The following is a 20,568-nucleotide window of genomic DNA, read 5'->3' as shown; positions in this document are numbered from 1 at the left end:
GGCGCCCTCGTGACGTCGCTGGACGGCGTGTGTGGCGGGTGGCTGTGACGGTCACAGCACGTGGTGAACGCCATCCCGACGCGACCGGCGATAACCGGTAACCTCAACAGGGCGGAACACCGCAACCATCCATACCCGTCGATCGTTCCCAGGAGGAGCCCGGTGACCGAAGCGGCTACCGAGGCCAACGACGCCGCTCCCGCTCCGCAGCGCCGCGTTCTCGTCGCTGAAGACGAGGCGCTGATCCGTCTCGACCTCGTCGAAATGCTTCGCGAAGAAGGCTACGAGGTGGTCGGCGAAGCGGGCGACGGGGAAGAGGCCATCAAGTTGGCCGGAGAGCTCAAACCCGACCTCGTGATCCTCGACGTCAAGATGCCGAAACTCGACGGCATCGAGGCAGCTGCGAAGATCACCGGCGACCGTATCGCTCCCGTCGTCATCCTTACCGCCTTCAGCCAGCGCGACCTGGTCGAACGCGCGCGCGAGGCCGGCACGATGGCCTACCTCGTGAAGCCCTTCGCCAAGCGCGACCTCGTGCCCGCCATCGAGCTCGCGGTGAGTCGCTTCGCCGAGCTGCAGGCGCTGGAAGCCGAGGTCGCCGGACTCACCGACCGCCTCGAGACGCGCAAGACCATCGACCGCGCCAAGGGCTTGCTCATGACCCACCAGGGCCTCAGCGAGCCGGACGCGTTCCGCTGGATCCAGCGCACCGCCATGGACCGCAGGACCACCATGAAGGCCGTCGCCGAGGCGGTCATCGAGAACGTCGGCAAGTAGGACGGCAAGTAGGGACACGGCAGGCGGGTGGACGTGGATCCGCCCGCCGCCACGTCAACCGGCGCGCTCGACCTTGAACGCGGCCTTACGGGCGGCCTTCGCCACCTTCTTGTCAGGGTGGTACCGGCCGATCACGCGCAGAGTGTCAGGTGCGCCCGGATGGTCCAGTTTCCACAACACCTCGAAGACGCTCTCCTCACCCGCGTGAACCGTGGACGACAGCAGATCCCCGATCCCTTCCGGCGGATTGTCGACGTCGACGTCGCAGAACATGTCGGCTGTCAGCCACGCGACGTCGTGGTCGGTCAGGTTCCACTCCGCATTCCCGCCCACGGCTTCGCTCAACGCCTGCTTCGCATAGGGCCGCAGCGGGGCCACGCCGAGCAGATCGCGCCACACGTCGTGGACGTCGGCGCCGAGCTCGTGCAGCAACGCGACCGCCGACGCGCGCTCACCGGGGCTCCCCTCGGCGGCGACCGCGGCGAGCTCTCGCGCCGCGTCGACCGGCTCCCTGGTCGACGACCACGCCTGCCACTCCGCCCTGACCTGCTCGTCGGTGCCGAGCAGCGCGATCGACACCATGTCGGTCGCGCACATCTGCTCGGCCGCCGGCAGGAGCGGGATGTCGACTTCCGTGTGCACCTCCGACCACAGCGCGTACAGGCCCAGAGGTGTCAGCCGGACCGTCTCGTCGGTCCGCTCCACCGCCCCGAGTGACGCGAGCCGGTCGTAGAGGGTCTCGGCGGGATCGCCGTGCACGGACACCCACCTCTGCCACCCGTCCTCGGACCACTCGCCGTCGGCGTCGATCACCGCGACCTCGTGCACCATCGCACTCAGCTCGGCTCGGCTCAGGCCGTTCTCCCGGGCCGCGAACAGCGGCAGCACCGTGGCGCCCGCGCCCTGCAACCGGAGGCTCGGTTCGCCGGCCAGCTCGACGTCGAGCGCCGCACTCCAGGCGCAGAGAGAAGCGAACGCCTGCTTCCACACATCGAGCACGGTGCCGTCGTCGCCGTCGGGCCAATCGTCCACTCCGGACGCCATGGTGGCGCTCGCCTCGCCGATGTCGATGAATCCCAGGTCGTCGGCGAGCTCCCAGTGTTGTGCCACATCGCGTGTCGTGACAGGGATTGCGGTGGTCACACCGTCCGTGTTGGACAGATCGGCCGCCGCGGTGCGGGCATCGTCCGCGCTCAGTGTCCCAGTCTCGTCGTCCACGCGACGCCCGTCGCCGACCCACAGGGCGAGTGCCCGGGTCACGGCCAACAGCGGGCTCCGGCGGGCCGCGTCGGCCAGCGTCGACTCGGCGGGCAGCCGAAGCGGGGCGAGCCGGTCGGCGCCCAGCAACTCGCGGTAGTGGATGTCGGCCGGATCCGGGCCGTCGGACGGGTCGACGGCCCGAAGGTGATCGCGGGAGCTCATGGCGCACAGGCTAGCCGTGGCGGAAAACCCCGAGCGAGCATTCTCGACGGCCAGGGAGCGCCCGCGAGACGGGCCTCCCGTCACGTCGACCGGGGTAAGCCCGGTTGAGCTGCGCGTTCACCGCTGTCGCTCGTGGTGACGAAAGACGTTCTTCACCGTATCGGGGGGCGGTGCGAACGGAGCCGCCAGTGACGTCTCAGGCGCCGGGTTTGCGGTCGCGCACGACACAGGTGAGTCGCGCGCTGCAGGTGCGCTTGCCTTCGTCGTCGGTGATGGTGATCTCCGAGGTCACCGTCGACCGCCCGACGTGGAGCGGGGTGGCCACTCCCGTGACGGACCCGGACGTCACGGCACGGTGGTGGGTGCACGACAACTCCAGGCCCACAGCAACCCGGTCGGGGCCCGCGTTCAACGCCGCGAGGATCGAGCCGAGCGACTCGGCCAGCACAGCGTTGGCGCCCCCGTGCAGTAGCCCGAAGGGCTGAAGATTTCCCTTGACCGGCATGACCGCGCTCACGCGTTCGGCGGTGAGATCCACGAACGTGATGCCGAGCTTGTCGTTGAGCTGCTGCTCGGCGATCTCGGGGGAGACGCCGGCGAGAAGCGCGCTGAGCTGCTCGGAGGGGTTCTCGGTCACCACGTGGCTCCCTGGTGCTCGGCTGTTCTGGTTCGGAGGTCGACGCGCAGTGAGGCTGTCGCACCCTCACCCTAGACTCACGGGCGTGAGCCCCAAGCAGAACACCTCCGTTGCCAACGACACACCGCGGCTGTTGCTGATCGACGGCCACTCGATGGCCTATCGCGCGTTCTTCGCGGTCCCGGCCGACCGGTTCCAGACGTCGACCGGTCAGGTCACCAACGCGGTGTTCGGGTTCACCTCCATGCTGATCAACCTCCTGCGGGACGAGGCCCCGACACACGTGGCCGTGGCGTTCGACGTCTCGCGCAAGACGTTCCGTGCCGAGACGTTCGCCGACTACAAGGCCAACAGGACCGCGACGCCCGACGAGTTCCGCGGGCAGGTCGAGCTCATCAAGGAGATCCTCGCCGCGCTCTCGATCCCCGTGCTGGCGAAGGAGGGCTACGAGGCCGACGACCTGATCGCGACCCTCACCACGCAGGCGGGCGACGACTACGAGGTCCTCATCTGTACCGGCGATCGGGACGCGTTGCAGCTGGTCAACGACTCGGTCACCGTGCTGTACCCGCGGAAGGGCGTCTCCGACCTGGTGCGGTTCGACCCCGCCGGGGTGCAGGAGAAGTACGGGCTCTCGCCGGTGCAGTACCCCGACTTCGCGGCGCTGCGCGGGGACCCCTCCGACAACCTGCCGGGCATCCCCGGTGTGGGGGAGAAGACGGCGGCCAAGTGGGTGCGTCAGTTCGGCTCGCTCGGCGAGCTGATCGACCGCGTCGACGAGGTCAAGGGAAAGGTGGGCGACGCGCTTCGGAGTCACCTCGACTCGGTGATGATGAACCGCCGGCTCACGGAGCTGGTGCGCGACGTGCCGCTGGAGCTGGGGCCTGACGACCTCGCGGTGCGCCCCTGGGACCGGGACGCGGTGCACCGCCTGTTCGACGAGCTCGAGTTCCGGGTACTGCGCGACCGCCTGTTCGCCTCGCTGTCGAGTGCCGAGCCGGAGGCCGACTCCGGTTTCGAGGTCGCGGGATCCGCGCTGGAACCGGGCACTGTGGCCGACTGGCTGACACGGCACGCGCCGTCGGGGGCGAAGGTGGGCCTCGCCTTCGCCACCACGGGATCGTCCGTCTCGTCGGACGTGCAGTCGATCAGCCTCGCGGCTCCGGACGGCGAGGGCGCCTACCTCGACGTCACCACCCTCACCGAGGAGGACGAGCGTGCGCTCGCCGCGTGGCTTGCCGACGAGAACGTGCGCAAGGTGGGCCACTCGCTCAAGACTCCGCTGCACGCGTTGCGGGCGCGGGGCTGGCGGCTCGCGGGCCTGGTCATGGACACCGAGCTCGCCGCCTACCTCGTGAGGCCCGGGCAGCGGTCGTTCGGGCTGGACGACCTCGTGTTGCGCTACCTGCGCCGCGAGTTGCGCTCGGAGAGCGGGAACGACGGGCAGCTGTCCCTGCTCGACACGGACGCCGACAGCAAGGTGGTGCACGACGAGCTGGTGCGGGCGAGGGCGATCCTCGAACTGTCGTCGGCGCTGTCCGACGAGCTCACCGCCACCGGCGGAACCGAGCTGCTGAGCGACATCGAACTGCCGCTGCTGCTGGTGATCACGGAGCTGGAGGCGGCCGGTATCGCGGTGGACGCCGACGCGCTTACCTCGCTCGAGGCGCACTACGCGAGCCGTGTCAAGCAGGCCACCGAGCAGGCGTACGAGGTGATCGGCAAGCAGATCAACCTCGGGTCGCCGAAGCAGTTGCAGGTGGTGCTCTTCGACGAGCTCGGCATGCCGAAGACGAAGCGCACCAAGACCGGCTACACCACCGACGCGGACGCGCTGCAGACTCTGTTCGAGAAGACGGAACACCCGTTCCTGCAGCACCTGCTCGAACACCGCGACGCCACCAGGTTGCGCAGCACGGTCGAAGGGCTGATCAAGTCGATCGCCGACGACGGCCGGATCCACACGACGCTGCACCAGACGATCGCGGCGACCGGTCGGCTGTCGTCGGTGGAGCCCAACCTGCAGAACATCCCGGTGCGCACCGAGGAGGGGCGGCGCATTCGCGACGCGTTCGTGGTCGGGGAGGGCTACGCCGAGCTCATGACCGCCGACTACAGCCAGATCGAGATGCGCATCATGGCGCACCTGTCGAACGACGAGGCGCTCATCGACTCGTTCCAGTCGGGCTTCGACTTCCACGCCTCGACGGCGGCGCGGGTGTTCGACGTCGAACCCACCGAGGTCACCGGCGAGCAGCGCGCCAAGATCAAGGCGATGAACTACGGGCTCGCGTACGGGCTCTCCGCGTACGGGTTGTCGCAGCAGTTGCGCATCTCGACGGAGGAGGCGCGGGCGCTGATGGACGAGTACTTCCTGCGCTTCGGGGGCGTGCGCGACTACCTTCACAGTGTGGTCGACCGCGCGGCCAAGGACGGCTACACGCAGACCATCTTCGGCCGCCGCCGGTACCTGCCCGATCTCACGAGCGACAACCGGCAACGGCGTGAGATGGCGGAGCGCATGGCGCTCAACGCACCGATCCAGGGCAGTGCGGCGGACATCATCAAGGTCGCCATGCTCGGCGTGCACCGCGCACTCACGGCACAGGAGCTCCGCAGCCGTGTCCTGCTCCAGGTGCACGACGAACTGGTGCTGGAGATCGCCGAGGGCGAGCACGAGGTGGTGGAGCGTCTCGTGCGCGAGGAGATGGGCTCGGCGTACGCGCTGTCGGTGCCGTTGGAGGTGTCGGTGGGCTACGGCCGTTCCTGGAACGACGCCGCGCACTGAGCCGTGGAGCCGGGAGAACGCCGGGAGAACGACGTCACAAGCCGGACAGGATTGCTGGTTCGCCCGTTCGGGTAACTCCTGAAAGTGGATCGGACAGCGTTGATTCTCACTGGGGCCGGCATGTTGAGTGACGTCGCGCGCGACCTGGTGAGCGACGGTTGGCGCGTCGTGCAGCCTAGCCGCCGGTACGTGCCGGTACCCGCAGACGAGGTGACTCATCCCACCGGTCGGGCGATCTGGGTGGAGGCGCGATGGGACGAGCCGGAGGCCTTGGTCCGCGACGTCGACAGGGCGTTGGACGGTGAGTTCGTCGACCTGGTCGTCGTGTGGCTGCACGACGCGGACCGGCCGGCCGTCATGAACGCGGTGGAGCCGCTGCTGTCCCCGATGGCTCCGGTGGTCGACGTGCGCTCGATGAGCGATGTCGGGGCGGTGCCGGAGCAGGCTGTCGGCCGGGCTGTCCAGCACGTCTTCCTCGGCAACATGTCCGCGCGCAACGGCCGTCCCCTCGGGCAGACCGAGATCGTCGACGGTGTCCGCGCGGCAGTGGCGCAGGCGCTGGCCGGGGCGCCCCCGGCGCGGCATGACGTCGGGCTTCGTCGAGTGCAGCCCGCGGCGCCACGTCCTCGCGTGCACGGCTTGGCGGCGCTGTTCTCCCGCCGGGCGCATCCGGCGGTCGGCTAGCCCGGCGCGCTCAACGCAGCGCCGAGGCCGGGCTGCACTGCCACACGGTCCACAGCGGCCGGTAGCCCTGCCGATGCCAGAACACCGACGCGCGGGGGTTCAGGGGGCTGTACCAGACGACACCGCGTCGCAGGCCGGCGCGGGCGAAGGCCGCGTGGGCGGTGGTGGACAGAGCCCGTCCGACGCCACGTCCTCGCAGGTCGGGACGCACGGAGATGCGCACGATTTGCCCCCATCTCCCCGCGGGGAGAAGTCCCTCGAACTCCGGTGAGTCCGACTCGACCTCCCTGAGCTGGATCAGTCCCACGACCGGGTTCGCGGCCGTGTCGCGACGTTCCGCCACCCAGATCAGACCGGGCGTGTGCAGTGCGTCGGTCACGGCGTCCTCGGTGTGACCGTTCGGCGGAGCGGACACGGAGAAGAGCGACGAGTGTTCGGTCTCCTGCCGGGCGAGCCGCTCGACGGACTCGGCGTCGTCGGGCTCCGCGGGCCGTACCTCGACCGCGTTCGGAGTCGTTCGCGACACCGCGTCGACGGTGGTGCGCACTCCGAGCGCGAGGACGGGCACGAGGCCGTGGAGCAGCAGCGGGCGAACGCAGTCGGCGTCCCGGCTCGGCCAGGTCAACGTGCACACCGAGTCGGCCGGTGGGGGAGAACGGTCGAGGTGAGCGCGTAGGGCCCGCAACACGGCGTCCATGCCCGCACCGCCGTGCCGACCGAGAAACGGCGTGAGGGTCCACACGTGCTGTCCCCGGTCGTGATGCTCGGCGAGGACGGCGGTGGCTCGGGAACCGTCGGCCAACGTCGCCACCACGGTGCGGCCCGGCCCCGGCTCGGTGCCGTGAGCCAACAACGGGTCCAGCGACGCCCATCGCTGGTTCTGGTCGGCGACCAGGTCTGTCGGCTCGGTCATCGAAGGCCCGTCGGTCGTGCTCACCGTGCGGCCGTCGCGGGACGTGCCTCCCAGGTGGTCCACAGTGGACGATATCCCTGGCGGTGCCAGAACACCGTCGACAGCGCGTTGTGCGGACTGTAGAACACGTACGTGCCCCGCGCTCCTCGAGCGAGCAAGCGGTCGTGCGCGGCCGCGACGAGAGCGCGCCCGATGCCGCGACCGCGCGCGGACGCGGCCACGGACACGGTGTGCAGCTGCGCCCACGACCCGCTCGGCAGACGTGGCTGCGGCGCGGGCCATCGGCACAGAGCCAGGCCCGCGAGGACGCCGTCGGCTTCCGCCACCCACATCGGTTCCGCCGCGGACACGGCGCGCCGCAGCTCGCCCTCCAGCAATGCCGCCGCGTCGGGCCTGTGCACGGCCGCGCCGACCGACACGGCGTAGTGCCATTCCTCCCGCCACAGGTCCACCACATCGGGGACGAGTGCCTCGGCGTCTCCGGTCAGCGGCCTGATCTCCGCCGCCGAGCAGTCGGCGGAGTCGACCGCCGGAGACGTCGCCTCCCGTGCGGCGAGCACCGTGTACGGGGCGAAGCCGTGGGCCGCCAGCGCCTGGCCCGCGCCGAGGTCACGGCTCGGCCAGGTCACGCTGCACGCCGAGTCGGTCCCGGGACGCTCCTGGCGGAGTCGCTCGCGCAGCGCGTCGAGCAGGGCCGCCATCCCGCCGGCGCCGACGTCCGGCGACACCGGCGTCAACTCCCACACCACGCGCGGATGCCACAGCGCCGACCAGCCGTCGTGACGGGCGCGGTAGAGCACGGCCGACACCGTTGTCCGCCCCGAGGCCGCGACCGTCAGCCGTTCGCCCTCGCCCGGATCGACGACGTCCGGCAGAAGCGGGTCGATCCGGGCGAAGCTCACGGCTGTTTCACGCAGCAGAAGATGGCGGTGCCGGGGAAGAACTTGCCGCGCACGGGTCCCCACTGACCCCAGATCCGCGTGTGTCCGGGCGGCCACTCGGGCTCGACGAGGTCGGTGAGCCGGAACCCGGTCGCGGTGAGTGCTCGCACGTAGTCGCCGAGGGTGCGGTGGTACTCGACGTAGGTGGCGCGCCCGGCGGCGTCGACCTCGACGTAGGGAGTGCGGTCGAAGTACGGCTGGGTGACCGTGAGGCCCGCCGGTCCCGGATCGTCCGGGAAGATCCAGCGCAGCGGGTGCGTGACCGAGAAGACCCAGCGGCCTCCCGGTCGGAGCACCCGGGCGATCTCGGTGAAAACCGCCTCCAGCGACGGCACGAACGGCAGCGCGCCGAACGCGGAGCACGCGATGTCGAAGGCGGAGTCCGCGAATGGCACGTGCTGGGCGTCGGCCTGGACCAGGGCGGGGGTCAGGCTGGTGCGTTCGTTGCCTGCTCGCGCGTGGCGGAGCATGCCCGTCGACAGGTCGAAGGCGACCGCCCGGGCGCCCTGCTCGGCGAGCCAGCGAGAGCACGGCGCCGAACCGCACCCCACTTCCAGGATGTCGGCCCCGGCCACGTCGCCGAGCAGGCGTGCGTCCGCTTCGCGCAAACCCTCGGGGCACCACACGAAGTCGGCGTCGCCGAGGAAGTCGCCGTGCGTGTCGTGGTAGGCGTCGGCATCCGCGTTCCACCAGGCCAGACTGGCCGCGGTGGCCTCGGTGGGGTTCACCTCGCGGTGCGCGACACCGGTGGTGCCGAGCACGGCTTCGGCTTCGGCATGGCGATCGGCGGGGTTCGTGTCGTTCACCACCTCATTGTCGGCGCGAGGGGGTCCGTGATCGTGGTCGGACCCCTCGTTGTGCTGACGTGAAGTCTCCGCGTATGCTGACAATCAGCGCAGTGGGTTCGCGCTGCCTTCGGCCCAGTGAGCACGTGCTGGGATCTCGGGTTCGCGCACCATTCGATGAGGTCGCGGCCGTTCTGCCTGAACGCTGGGACTGCATCGTTCCCACCCAGCGCACGCAAACTGCACATCCCACGAGACCAAGCCGCTAACCGGAGCAACCCACCTAATGACCATCGACACCACCACCGCCCCGAACGCCCAGGCGAAGCAGGTCGCCGTCAACGACATCGGGACGGAGGAAGACTTCCTCGCTGCTATCGACAAGACAATCAAATACTTCAACGATGGCGACATCGTGGAAGGCACCATCGTCAAGGTCGATCGCGACGAAGTCCTGCTCGACATCGGTTACAAGACCGAGGGTGTCATCCCGTCCCGTGAACTCTCCATCAAGCACGATGTCGACCCGGCCGAGGTCGTCGCCGTCGGTGACGAGGTGGAAGCCCTTGTTCTGCAGAAGGAGGACAAGGAAGGCCGTCTCATCCTCTCCAAGAAGCGTGCGCAGTACGAGCGCGCCTGGGGCACCATCGAGGAGCTCAAGGAGAAGGACGAGCCGGTTCGCGGCACGGTCATCGAGGTCGTCAAGGGCGGCCTGATCCTCGACATCGGTCTGCGCGGCTTCCTGCCCGCCTCGCTCGTCGAGATGCGTCGTGTGCGCGACCTCCAGCCGTACGTCGGCCGCGAGCTCGAGGCCAAGATCATCGAGCTGGACAAGAACCGCAACAACGTGGTGCTGTCCCGCCGCGCCTACCTGGAGCAGACCCAATCGGAGGTCCGCAGCGAGTTCCTCAACGCGCTGGCCAAGGGCCAGGTCCGCAAGGGCGTCGTGTCCTCCATCGTCAACTTCGGTGCGTTCGTCGACCTCGGCGGTGTCGACGGTCTGGTGCACGTGTCGGAGCTGTCCTGGAAGCACATCGACCACCCGAGCGAGGTCGTCGAGGTCGGCCAGGAGGTCACGGTCGAGGTGCTGGACGTCGACATGGACCGCGAGCGCGTGTCCCTGTCGCTGAAGGCCACGCAGGAAGACCCGTGGCGTCAGTTCGCCCGCACCCACGCCATCGGCCAGATCGTGCCGGGCAAGGTCACCAAGCTCGTCCCGTTCGGTGCGTTCGTTCGCGTCGAGGAGGGCATCGAGGGCCTGGTGCACATCTCGGAGCTGGCCGAGCGCCACGTCGAGATCCCCGAGCAGGTCGTGCAGGTCGGCAGCGAGGTCATGGTCAAGGTCATCGACATCGACCTGGAGCGTCGTCGCATCTCGCTGTCGCTGAAGCAGGCGAACGAGGGCTTCACGCCGGACGCCGAGTTCGACCCGACGCAGTACGGCATGGCGGCGGAGTACGACGAGCAGGGGAACTACATCTACCCCGAGGGCTTCGACCCCGACACGCAGGAGTGGCAGGAAGGCTACGAGACGCAGCGTGAGGAGTGGGAGCGGCAGTACGCCGAGGCCCACGCCCGCTACGAGAAGCACATGCGTCAGGTGGCCGAGGCGCAGCAGGCGAACGCCGCTGCTGTCGCCGATGGCGCTGTCGGCGGTGGCGAGACCAGCTACGGCTCCTCGCAGCCCGAGCAGGAGCGCTCGGGCGGCACGCTCGCCAGCGACGAGCAGCTCGCGGCTCTGCGCGAGAAGCTGTCCGGCGGTGCGTGAGTAACGCCTGAACGGTCGTGATCTGTGGCCCCGGTCCCGCGTGGACCGGGGCCACAGTCGTTTCCGGGTCAGTGGTGTGCACGCGGACCGGTGGTCGGGATGTTTGAATACCGCTCATGCTGCGTGTGGGACTGACAGGCGGGATCGGGTCGGGGAAGTCGACCGTGGCCGCGCGACTCGCGGAACACGGCGCGGTGGTGATCGACGCCGACGTCATCGCGAGAGAAGTCGTGGAGCCCGGTACCGACGGTCTCGCCGAGGTGGCGGAGGCCTTCGGTGCGGACGTCCTCGACGAGAACGGGGCGTTGAACCGGGCGGCGTTGGCGGCCAAGGCGTTCGCCGACGACGAGTCGCGGCAGCGCCTCAACGCGATCCTGCATCCGAGAATCGCCGCCCGCACGATGGAACGTTTCGCCGAGACACCCGACGACGCGATCGTCGTGCACGACGTGCCGTTGCTGGTGGAGAACGGCCTCGCGGCCGGCTATCACCTCGTCGTCGTGGTCGACGCCGCCGAGGATGTCCGGGTGCGCAGGCTCGTCGAGTCGCGGGGCATGCCGGAGTCCGACGCCCGGGCCCGCATCGCCGCGCAGGCCACCACCGAGCAGCGGCGCGAGGTGGCCGACGTGTGGTTGGACAACAGTGGTGGCCGGGACGACCTGCTCGCTCAGGTGGACGACCTCTGGACCGAACGGCTCGTGCCGTACGAGGCGAACCTGCGGCTGAAGCGGGTCCGCCCGCCGGCCTCGCCGGTGATCGTTCCCGCCGACCCCACCTGGCCGGTGCAAGCGCGACGCGTGGTGGCCAGACTGCGGGCCGCGGCCGGGCCGCGGGCGCTGCGCGTCGACCACATCGGATCGACGGCGGTGCCCGGGTTGCCCGCGAAGGACGTCGTGGACGTGCAGCTGGTCGTCGCCGACCTCGTCGACGCGGACGCGCTCGCCGCGCCGCTCACGGGCGCGGGGTTCGTGCAGCACGCGGACCGCGAATGGTCCGACGAGCCGGTGGGGGACGAGCAACGCTGGACGAAGCGACTGTTCTCCGGGGCCGATCCGGCGCGTCCGGTGAACCTCCACGTGCGACAGGAAGGCAGTCCCGCGTGGCGCCGTGCGCTGTTGTTCCGCGACTGGCTGCGCGCCAACCCGAGCGAGGTCGACGCCTACGCGGAGGTGAAGCGTGAGCTGGCGGCCAAGCACGCGGACGCGGGGGCCGTGGACGCCTACGCCGAGGAGAAGCAGCCGTGGGTCAACGCCGCGTTCGGCAGGGCCGAGGAGTGGGCGACCCGGACGGGCTGGACACCCGAGGCGGCGTCAGAGTAGGCCGGTCCGGTAGGCGACGGCGACGGCGGCGGCACGGTCGCGGACGCCCAACTTCGCGTAGATGTGCAGCAGATGCGTCTTCACGGTGGCTTCGCTCAGGAACAGGACCCGCGCCGCCTCCTTGTTCGTGTGTCCCTGGGCCACGAGCCCCAGCACCTCCACCTCGCGAGGGGTGAGGGTGTCGTCGGCGGGCTCCCGAATCCGGCCGAGCACACGGCTCGCCACGGCGGGGGAGAGCACCGACTCACCGCGCGCGGCCGCGCGGACGGCGCGGACCAGTTCCGCCCTCGGGGCGTCCTTGAGGAGGTAACCCGTGGCGCCCGCCTCGATCGCGGGCAGCACGTCGGAGTCGGTGTCGTAGGTGGTGAGCACGAGGACCCGCGCGGGATTGCCCAGCGCGGCCAGTCTGCTGATCGCCTCGACGCCACCGGTGCCGGGCATGCGCAGGTCCATCAGGACGACGTCCGGGAGCAGGCGTTGCGCCATGGTCACCGCCTCGGCGCCGTCACCGGCTTCGCCGACGACGGTGAAGCCCTCTTCGGCGGCGAAGATGCCGCGGAGACCGTCCCGGACGATGGGGTGGTCGTCGACGACCAGGATGCCGATCATGCTTCCGCCATCGCGGCCACCGCGGGAACCGTTGCCGAGATCGCCGTCCCCGCGCCGCGCTCACTCTCGACGACGAAGTGTCCGGCGATGCGCTGCACCCGGTGACGCATGCCGGGAATGCCGTAGCCGTTGGACCAGCTGTCGTCGTCGGCTCTCGTCACCGGGTCGTCGTCGAAGCCCACACCGTCGTCGCGGATGTCCAGCGCGACCTGATCGGGCAGGTAGGTGACCGTGACGACGGTGCGGGAAGCCCGCGCGTGCTTGGCGACGTTCGCGAGTGCCTCCTGCGTCACGCGCAGCAGAGTGGCCTCGATCTCGGGATGCAGCGCGCGAACGGTTCCGCTCGTCGAGAACTCGGCCGCGATGCCGCTCCGCTCGGCCCAGCGCGTGGTGACGGCGGCGAGCGCGTCGCACAGACCGCTGCCGTCGAGTTCTCCCGGCGTGAGGGCGTGGACGGCTCGCCGGGCCTGGTGCAGGTTCTCCCGGGCGAGCGCGAGTGCCGTGTCCACTCTCCGCGCCGCCTCCTCGGCGGCGGTACCGGCCTGTCGAGCGGCCGTGAGCTGGGTGATGATGCCCGCGAGCCCCTGCGCGAGGGTGTCGTGGATCTCCCGGCTGAGCCGCTGTCGTTCGTCGAGCATGCCCGACTCCCGTGCCTGGACGAGCAGTTGCTGGTGCAGTCCCGCGTTCTCCTCCATCGCCGCGCGGAGTTCGGCGACCAGTGCCCGGCGTTCCTCGCTCTGCGCGACCAGACGCTCGGAGAGCAACACTCCGGAGGCGACGGCGGCGGTCTGCACGACGACGATGACGAGGTAGGTGTACGGCCACGTCTGCAGCGCCACCAGCGGCCCACCTCCGGGGAGGCTGTGGATGAGCGCTGACGTCACGGCGAGTCCCGCCAGCATGACGCTCTTGGGGCGCAGAATCAGAGCGCGGAAGAACGCCGCGATCGTGAACACCGTGAAGACCGGGTCGAGCAGGGTGAGCACACTGGCACAGCCGAGCAGCGCCAGGAAAGCACCGACCCGCCACCACCGGGTACGCCACCACGGCGGAGGCGCCGTGTCGGTGAAGACGATGACGGCGGCGCTCACGAGCGTGTAGGCGATCACCTGCCACCGCTGCTCAGGGCTGTGCTGCGGGTTCGCGACGCTCACCACGGCCGCGACACCCAGGAGAAGGAGTGGCAACAGGCATTCGATGCGTGCCCCGAGCCGTGCGTCGTCCCTGAGGGGAAGGAGGAAGGCCGACGGCGGCGGCTCGCGACGCGGGATCATCGCGCGATTATCGCCCACCGCCGCAGCCCTGGGTGGTGGTTCCCTCACTGCCAGCGGAACCTTCGTGTCGCGATCCCGAGGCACACCGTCGTGGAGACGACGAGCGAGGTGACGGGGAGCCAGCCGGGCCAGTCGCCGGCCCATGCGGAGCGCAGGGAGTTGAACATGGCTCCCATCGGCAGGGCCTCGGCCGCCCACTGGAGGGCCGACGGCAGCATCTCCGCCGGAACCCACACGCCGCCGAGCGCGAGCATGGGGAAGAACGCCGCCATGGCGATGCCGTTCGCGGCCTTGCTGCTGGGCGCGAGTGCTCCGACGAGCAGCCCGAGGGAGAACAGCGCGGCGGTGCCGAGGACCAGCACCACCAGGACCGCGGGGATGTTGGCGGGGACCTCGATGCCGAGCACGGGAATGCCCAGACCCATCAGGACGACGACGGTGATCGCCCCGATGCCGAGGTAGACCGTCAGCTGAGCCGTCAGCACCGTCGCCGGGGACACCGGACTGCCCTGCATGCGGCGCAGCACGCCCTTCTCCCGGTAGCTCGCGAGGATCACGGGGAAGAGGGACAGGCCGAGCATGCCGATCAGCAGCGTCACCGACAGCGGTGCGACGAAGACCGACAGCATCGCCTGCCCACCGAAGTCGGCGTTGGCTTCGCGGGCCCACGGCATGATTCCGAACACGAACAGGATCCCGAGCGGGAGGCCGAGCGTCATGAGGGACGCGGCCGGGTCGCGCAGGAACAGTCTCGCCTCGACGACCGTCAGCGCTCGAAGGGCGGAGCGGGGACTCGACATGATGGGTCAGCCTTCCTCGACGTGCTGCAACGTCCGGCCCGTGAGCGAGACGAAGACGTCGTCCAAAGTGGTCTGGTCAACGCGGAGTTCGTGAGCGATGACCTGGTGTCGGGCGAGCAGGGCCGTGACCGCGTGCAGTACCTCGGTGGTGCCGGTGACGACGAGGCGTTCGGTACCGTCGTGTTCCACGGAGTGCACCTCCGGCAGAGCCTCGAGCAGCGCGAGGTCGAACAGCTCGGAGAGGCGGAACCGGAGGACCTGCCCGGTCTTCGCCGCGGCCACGAGCCCGGCCGGAGTGTCGGTGGCGATCACCCGGCCCGAGTCGATGATCGTCAGGCGGTCGCACAGCCGTTCCGCCTCCTCCATGAAGTGCGTCACCAGCACGACGGTCACCCCACGGTCGCGGATCCGTTCGACGAGGCCCCAGACGTCTCGCCGCGCGTGGGGGTCCAGGCCCGTGGTCAGCTCGTCGAAGATCACGAGCTCGGGTGTGCCGATGAGGGCCAGGGCGATGGAGACCCGTTGCTTCTGCCCACCGGAGAGCTTGTGGAACGCGACGTCGCGTCGTTCGGTCAGCCCGAGCAGCTTCAGCAGTTCGTCGGGATCGGCAGGATCGCGGTAGAAGGACGCGTACAGGTGCAGTGCCTCGGCGACGCGGAGGCGGTCGGGCAGTTCGCTGCTCTGGAGTTGGATGCCGAGTCGTTGCCGCAGTTCGGTCGTGTCGTCGACCGGGTCGAGTCCGAGGACACGCACGGTGCCCCGGTCGGGAACGCGGAGCCCCTCGACGCACTCGACGGTGGTCGTCTTGCCCGCGCCGTTGGGCCCGACGATGCCGAAGATCTCTCCTTTGTCGACGGTGAACGAGACGTCGTCGACGGCGACGGTGTCGCCGTATCTCTTGTGGAGGTTGCGCACCTCGAGCACGGTTGCGTCGGTCATGTACCGAGAATGTCCGGAGAGACCGGCGTCCGAATCGACCGGAGGTCTCCTCCCCGGATCAACCGATCGGTGGATGCCGTCTCCGCCACCTCGTCGGCATCCCGATGCTCGCGAGCCAGCGGGGCAGGTCGTAGTCGTGGGCCGCCAGCGCGTCGACGGTGCGGTACGTGCGCTCCAGCGCATCCCGCGCGGTGCCCACGGAGATCAGGCCGCTCGTGGTCGCCTCGAGCAGTTCGTCGGTGTCCAACACCGTCACCGACCGACCGGTGCGCACCGACAGATCGAGGTACAAATCGGTGGTCACCCACTCGTCGTCGTGCACCTCCACCGACACGACGTCCACGTAGAAGTCCTGGTCGCGTTCGTGGCCGGGGTTGAACCAGAAGTCGGTCACGCGCAGTCCCAGCGCGGGCAGCACCCAGGACTCCACGTAGTGGAACTGGGCTCGTCCTGGCGTGGGCCGCGCCAGGTAGAGGCCGTACTCCGTGACCCGGTACTCGTCCACGGCCCTACTGATGCCCTTGGGGTCGACGTTGACGTTGCCGGCCAGGTCGAAACGTTCACGCTTCGGCGGATGTGCGCCCATATCCGCACATCCTGGACCATTTCCCGGACCGCGATCCAGATCACGTCTAGAGTGTGGGCGTGCAACAGCAGGTCGACGTCGGCACGTGGCTCGCGCAGGTCGCGACCGCGCTGACCGATCGCGCGGACGAGTTGACCGCGACGCTCATCGCCCTCTACGAGCGGGAGCTACCGCACCTTGTGCACGACGACGAGAGCATGGTGAGCCTGCTGGCGGCCAGCGTGTTCGCCAACATCGACACCGCTCTGCAGATCTTCCAGCGCGACATGGACCCGGAACGGGTCGAGGCGCCCGCGGCGGCCGTGGAGTACGCACGGCGACTCGCCCAACGCGGGACGCCCGTCATCGACCTGATCAGGGCCTACTACCTCGGCCAGGCGGCGGTTCTGGAGAAGGCGCTGGAGGAGGGAACGTCCCGGATCCCCGACGCCGAACAACTCGGACGCTCGCTGCGACACGCGGTCAGCACGACGTTCCGGTTCATCGACCGGGTGACCCGGCAGGTGATGGCGGCCTACGAGGAGGAGCGCGGACGCTGGCTGCTCAACCGCAGCGCCGTGCGTGCCACCCGGGTCCGGGCGGTGCTCGACGGCGAGGTCGCCGACATCGGGGCGAGCGAGGCGGCGCTGGGCTACCGGTTGCGCGGCGACCACGTCGGGCTGGTCGCGTGGTACCCGGAACACGCGGACTCGGGCGACCCGTTGTCGGGACTGGAGATCCTCGCCCACCGGTTGGGGCGTTGGGCGACGAGCGGGGGCGGCGATCCGCTGTTCGTGCCACACGACGAGCTGACCGCGTGGGTGTGGCTTCCGCTGTCGTCGTCGGCGCTCGACGTTGCCGAGGTGGAACGGCAGGTGTCCGAGCTGGACGACCAGGTCCGCGTGGCGTTGGGCGATCCGGCGCACGGCCTGGACGGTTTCCGGAGCACGCATCGGCAGGCGCTGCGCGTGCAGGCACTGTCGCTCGCGGCGGGGAAGGAGAGTGCCCGCGTGCTGGCGTTCGCGGACGTCGGCGCGGTCGCGCTCATGACGTCCGACCTGCCGTCCGCGCGCACGTGGGTGGAGTACGTGCTCGGGCCCCTGGCGGTGGACGACCCGCAGTCCGAGCGGCTGCGGACGACGTTGCGGGTGTTCCTGGCCACGGGCAGTAGTTACACCGCGGCGGCCGGGTTGCTGGCCATGCACAAGAACTCCGTGCAGTACCGCGTGCGCAAGGCGGAGGACCTGCTCGCGGTACCGCTCGCGGAACGGCGCCTCGACGTCGAGCTCGCTCTCAAGCTGTGCGACCGGCTCGGCGGTGCCGTGCTGACACGGCCGTAGAAGGCCGGTTTTCGGTCCGGCGAACCAGCGAAGTCCGCTGTCTTTTGGTCGCTCGACACGAAGAGAGCGCAGGTGACGAGAGTTACACTCAGCCGCATGGGGTCCGCACTGTGTGAACCGAACGACGCTGTGGTGTTGGCTCGATTGCGGAGGGGCGTCGTCGGGGAGTCACAACGGGTCTGCCATGTGGTTCCGGTTCCCGACTTCGACGGCGTACCCGACTTCCTCCGCGCGCTGTGCGGTGCGGTGCTCCGGCGCGGGGAGTCCGAGTGGCTGCCGTCGGTGCGCGGCATGCCCTGTGTTCACTGTCTGTCGGTGGTCGCCAACGGACTGCGCGGTCGGGACGTCGACGTTCTCCGAGCCGCGAGCTGACGACTTCCAGGGCCGGATTGTCGGTACGGGTGTCTACCCTGGATGACGTGGCTTTCGCGACCGAACACCCCGTACTCGCACACTCGGAGTTCCGGCCGGTTTCCGAGATTCCCCGGTCGGACGGCCGGTTCAAGGTGGTCAGCGACTACGCTCCCGCCGGCGACCAGCCCGCGGCGATCGACGAGCTGGAACGCAGGCTCAAGGCGGGGGAGAAGGACGTCGTGCTGCTGGGCGCCACCGGCACCGGCAAGTCCGCCACCACGGCCTGGCTGATCGAGCGGGTGCAGCGGCCCACGCTCGTGATGGCGCCCAACAAGACGCTCGCGGCGCAGCTGGCCAACGAGCTGCGCGAGCTCTTCCCGCACAACGCGGTGGAGTACTTCGTCAGCTACTACGACTACTACCAGCCCGAGGCGTACGTCCCGCAGACCGACACCTACATCGAGAAGGACTCGTCGATCAACGACGACGTCGAGCGGCTGCGCCACTCCGCCACGATGAACCTGCTGTCCCGCCGCGACGTCATCGTGGTGTCCAGCGTGTCGTGCATCTACGGCCTCGGCACGCCCCAGTCCTACCTCGACCGGTCCAGCAGGCTCGCCGTCGGCGAGGAGGTCGACCGCGACACCTTCCTGCGCGCGCTCGTCGACGTGCAGTACACGCGCAACGACCTCGCGTTCGCCCGCGGAACCTTCCGGGTGCGCGGCGACACGGTGGAGATCATCCCCGCGTACGAGGAGCTCGCGATCCGCGTCGAATTCTTCGGCGACGAGATCGACAAGCTGTACTACCTGCATCCGTTGACCGGCGACATCGTCAGGGAGGTCGACGAGGTGCGGATCTTCCCCGCGACCCACTACGTCGCGGGCCCGGAACGGATGGAGAAGGCCATCCGCGGCATCGAGGCCGAGCTCGAGGAACAGCTCGAAAAGCTCGAGAACCAGGGCAGGTTGCTGGAGGCACAGCGCCTGAGGATGCGCACCACCTACGACATCGAGATGATGCGGCAGGTCGGTTTCTGCTCGGGTATCGAAAACTACTCGCGACACGTCGACGGCCGCCCGGCGGGATCCGCCCCGGCGACGCTGCTCGACTACTTCCCCGAGGACTTCCTGCTGGTCATCGACGAGTCGCACGTGACGGTGCCGCAGATCGGTGGCATGTACGAGGGCGACGCCTCCCGGAAGCGAACGCTGGTCGAACACGGCTTCCGCCTGCCGAGCGCCCTGGACAACCGGCCGCTGACCTGGGAGGAGTTCTCCGACCGGATCGGTCAGACCGTGTACCTGTCCGCCACCCCGGGCCCCTACGAGATGGGGCAGACGGGCGGCGAGTTCGTCGAGCAGGTCATTCGGCCCACCGGCCTCGTCGACCCCGAGGTGATCGTCAAGCCCACCGAGGGGCAGATCGACGACCTCGTGCACGAGATCCGCGTCCGCGCCGAGCAGGACGAGCGGGTGCTGGTCACCACGCTGACCAAGAAGATGGCCGAGGACCTCACCGACTACCTGCTCGAACTCGGCATCCGGGTGCGTTACCTGCACTCGGAGGTCGACACGCTGCGCCGGGTGGAGTTGTTGCGGCAGCTGCGGTCGGGCGACTTCGACGTGCTGGTCGGCATCAACCTGCTGCGTGAGGGGCTCGACCTGCCCGAGGTGTCGCTGGTCGCGATCCTCGACGCCGACAAGGAGGGTTTCCTCCGCAGCGGCACCTCGTTGATCCAGACGATCGGCCGGGCCGCGCGGAACGTGTCGGGCCAGGTGCACATGTACGCGGACACGGTCACCGACTCGATGCGCTACGCCATCGACGAGACCAACCGGCGGCGCGCCAAGCAGATCGCGTACAACGAGGAACACGGCATCGATCCCCAGCCGCTGCGCAAGAAGATCGCCGACATCCTCGACCGCGTCTACACGGAGGCCGAGGACTCCGAGGAGGCGATCGAGGTGGGCGGCTCCGGCCGCAACGTCTCCCGCGGCAAGAAGCCGGAGCAGGGCGACCGGGTGCGCAGCTCGGGCGTACTCGTCGACCGGGACGTCGCCGGCATGCCGAGGGCGGAACTCGCCGATCTCATCCAGCAGCTGACGGACCAGATGATGCAGGCCGCGCGCGACCTGCAGTTCGAGTTGGCGGCACGGCTGCGCGACGAGATCGCGGAGCTGAAGAAGGAACTGCGCGGCATGGACGCGGCCGGAGTGAAGTAAGCGCCGGGACCGTCCTCACTCGGCGCTGGGATCGGGCTGCAGCATGCCGAAGAGGTTCCCCTCGGGATCACGGCAGTACGTGATCCACCCGACCTCCGGGATGGGCCGCTTCGCGATGACGACGTTCCCGCCGGCCTGCTCCACCTCGCGGGTCAGCAGGTCGAGGTCGGAGACCTCCATGGTCAGCGGAAAGGCGTTCACACTGGCGTCGGGATCAGGCATCGGCCCCTCGCGTTGGGCGAGACCGCCGTCGATGCCGGATCCTTCGCCGGTCGTGATCAGCCAGTAGGGGTCCGTTCCGGAGCGTTCGAACGACCACTCGAACACCGTGGTGTAGAAGGTGATCGCGCGTTCCGGATCGGTGGCGTGGATCTCGAAGTGAACCGGTCGAGCCATACGGACCCCTCGGTGCGTGCGGGACAGGACGA

At 69.4% G+C, this 20,568-nt stretch carries 19 protein-coding genes; 8 read left to right on the top strand and 11 right to left on the bottom strand.

What is annotated here, in order from left to right; genetic code table 11:
* Positions 1-162 precede the first annotated feature (162 nt).
* Complete coding sequence (locus SACAZDRAFT_RS06365) at positions 163-777, top strand: ANTAR domain-containing response regulator (RefSeq protein WP_005439832.1); 615 nt, start codon at positions 163-165, stop codon at positions 775-777.
* 54 nt (positions 778-831) lie between these two features.
* Here the strand turns inward: SACAZDRAFT_RS06365 and SACAZDRAFT_RS06360 are convergent, their stop codons facing one another.
* Both SACAZDRAFT_RS06360 and SACAZDRAFT_RS06355 read right to left on the bottom strand, forming a co-directional pair.
* The gene (locus SACAZDRAFT_RS06360) at positions 832-2,199 is read right to left on the bottom strand and encodes a hypothetical protein (protein WP_005439830.1); all 1,368 of its coding nucleotides are present in this window, start codon (positions 2,197-2,199) and stop codon (positions 832-834) included.
* 196 nt (positions 2,200-2,395) lie between these two features.
* Positions 2,396-2,836 carry a PaaI family thioesterase gene (locus SACAZDRAFT_RS06355; protein WP_005439828.1) on the bottom strand — a complete coding sequence of 147 codons (441 nt, stop codon included), beginning with the start codon at positions 2,834-2,836 and terminating at the stop codon, positions 2,396-2,398.
* Between the two features lie 85 nt (positions 2,837-2,921).
* Here SACAZDRAFT_RS06355 and polA point away from each other — a divergent pair, with 85 nt between their 5' ends.
* Positions 2,922-5,624: a DNA polymerase I gene (gene polA, locus SACAZDRAFT_RS06350; protein WP_040927688.1), complete on the top strand. Its 2,703-nt coding sequence runs from the start codon at positions 2,922-2,924 to the stop codon at positions 5,622-5,624.
* 120 nt (positions 5,625-5,744) lie between these two features.
* Complete coding sequence (locus SACAZDRAFT_RS06345; protein WP_040927687.1) at positions 5,745-6,308, top strand: hypothetical protein; 564 nt, start codon at positions 5,745-5,747, stop codon at positions 6,306-6,308.
* Between the two features lie 10 nt (positions 6,309-6,318).
* Here SACAZDRAFT_RS06345 and SACAZDRAFT_RS06340 read toward each other — a convergent pair whose 3' ends face one another.
* The 3 genes from SACAZDRAFT_RS06340 to SACAZDRAFT_RS06330 are packed head-to-tail and all read right to left on the bottom strand — an operon-like array spanning position 6,319 to position 8,971.
* A complete protein-coding gene (locus SACAZDRAFT_RS06340; RefSeq protein WP_232286370.1) occupies positions 6,319-7,221 on the bottom strand; it encodes a GNAT family N-acetyltransferase in 903 nt (300 codons plus the stop codon).
* Between the two features lie 20 nt (positions 7,222-7,241).
* A complete protein-coding gene (locus SACAZDRAFT_RS06335) occupies positions 7,242-8,123 on the bottom strand; it encodes a GNAT family N-acetyltransferase (protein ID WP_005439810.1) in 882 nt (293 codons plus the stop codon).
* Positions 8,120-8,971: a class I SAM-dependent methyltransferase gene (locus SACAZDRAFT_RS06330; protein ID WP_005439808.1), complete on the bottom strand. Its 852-nt coding sequence runs from the start codon at positions 8,969-8,971 to the stop codon at positions 8,120-8,122. Before SACAZDRAFT_RS06330 ends, SACAZDRAFT_RS06335 begins: the two co-directional genes overlap by 4 nt.
* Before the next feature lie 262 nt (positions 8,972-9,233).
* Between SACAZDRAFT_RS06330 and rpsA the strand changes: the two genes are divergently transcribed.
* Both rpsA and coaE read left to right on the top strand, forming a co-directional pair.
* A complete protein-coding gene (rpsA, locus tag SACAZDRAFT_RS06325) occupies positions 9,234-10,715 on the top strand; it encodes a 30S ribosomal protein S1 (protein ID WP_005439807.1) in 1,482 nt (493 codons plus the stop codon).
* A gap of 116 nt (positions 10,716-10,831) precedes the next feature.
* Entirely contained in the window at positions 10,832-12,034 is a 1,203-nt protein-coding gene (coaE, locus tag SACAZDRAFT_RS06320) for a dephospho-CoA kinase (RefSeq protein ID WP_005439805.1), read from the top strand.
* Here the strand turns inward: coaE and SACAZDRAFT_RS06315 are convergent.
* The 5 genes from SACAZDRAFT_RS06315 to SACAZDRAFT_RS06295 are packed head-to-tail and all read right to left on the bottom strand — an operon-like array spanning position 12,026 to position 16,242.
* Positions 12,026-12,643, bottom strand: coding sequence for a response regulator (locus SACAZDRAFT_RS06315; RefSeq protein WP_005439798.1), 618 nt, complete (start codon positions 12,641-12,643; stop codon positions 12,026-12,028). The two genes, coaE and SACAZDRAFT_RS06315, sit on opposite strands and share 9 nt — an antisense overlap.
* Positions 12,640-13,917, bottom strand: a complete 1,278-nt coding sequence (locus SACAZDRAFT_RS06310) for a sensor histidine kinase (protein WP_040927686.1) — start codon at positions 13,915-13,917, stop codon at positions 12,640-12,642. The genes SACAZDRAFT_RS06315 and SACAZDRAFT_RS06310 overlap by 4 nt, the downstream gene beginning before the upstream one ends.
* Positions 13,918-13,961: 44 nt before the next feature.
* Positions 13,962-14,717 carry an ABC transporter permease gene (locus SACAZDRAFT_RS06305; protein ID WP_005439779.1) on the bottom strand — a complete coding sequence of 252 codons (756 nt, stop codon included), beginning with the start codon at positions 14,715-14,717 and terminating at the stop codon, positions 13,962-13,964.
* A 6-nt stretch (positions 14,718-14,723) separates the two neighbouring features.
* Positions 14,724-15,656 carry an ABC transporter ATP-binding protein gene (locus SACAZDRAFT_RS06300; RefSeq protein WP_005439778.1) on the bottom strand — a complete coding sequence of 311 codons (933 nt, stop codon included), beginning with the start codon at positions 15,654-15,656 and terminating at the stop codon, positions 14,724-14,726.
* A 58-nt stretch (positions 15,657-15,714) separates the two neighbouring features.
* Positions 15,715-16,242, bottom strand: coding sequence for a DUF402 domain-containing protein (locus tag SACAZDRAFT_RS06295; protein ID WP_005439776.1), 528 nt, complete (start codon positions 16,240-16,242; stop codon positions 15,715-15,717).
* A gap of 59 nt (positions 16,243-16,301) precedes the next feature.
* Here SACAZDRAFT_RS06295 and SACAZDRAFT_RS06290 point away from each other — a divergent pair, with 59 nt between their 5' ends.
* The 3 genes from SACAZDRAFT_RS06290 (at position 16,302) to uvrB (ending at position 20,140) form a co-directional block, all read left to right on the top strand.
* A complete protein-coding gene (locus SACAZDRAFT_RS06290; RefSeq protein ID WP_005439774.1) occupies positions 16,302-17,561 on the top strand; it encodes a PucR family transcriptional regulator in 1,260 nt (419 codons plus the stop codon).
* Positions 17,562-17,657: 96 nt separating this feature from the next.
* Positions 17,658-17,933 carry a hypothetical protein gene (locus tag SACAZDRAFT_RS06285; protein ID WP_005439772.1) on the top strand — a complete coding sequence of 92 codons (276 nt, stop codon included), beginning with the start codon at positions 17,658-17,660 and terminating at the stop codon, positions 17,931-17,933.
* 47 nt (positions 17,934-17,980) lie between these two features.
* Positions 17,981-20,140, top strand: a complete 2,160-nt coding sequence (gene uvrB, locus SACAZDRAFT_RS06280; RefSeq protein ID WP_040927685.1) for an excinuclease ABC subunit UvrB — start codon at positions 17,981-17,983, stop codon at positions 20,138-20,140.
* 15 nt (positions 20,141-20,155) lie between these two features.
* Here uvrB and SACAZDRAFT_RS06275 read toward each other — a convergent pair whose 3' ends face one another.
* Positions 20,156-20,536, bottom strand: a complete 381-nt coding sequence (locus tag SACAZDRAFT_RS06275; protein ID WP_005439769.1) for a VOC family protein — start codon at positions 20,534-20,536, stop codon at positions 20,156-20,158.
* Positions 20,537-20,568 lie beyond the last annotated feature (32 nt).

The organism is Saccharomonospora azurea NA-128, assembly GCF_000231055.2.
GTDB lineage: Bacteria > Actinomycetota > Actinomycetes > Mycobacteriales > Pseudonocardiaceae > Saccharomonospora > Saccharomonospora azurea.
Note: the sequence above shows the minus strand (reverse complement) of the source record. Positions and strands in the feature narration are given on the sequence as shown.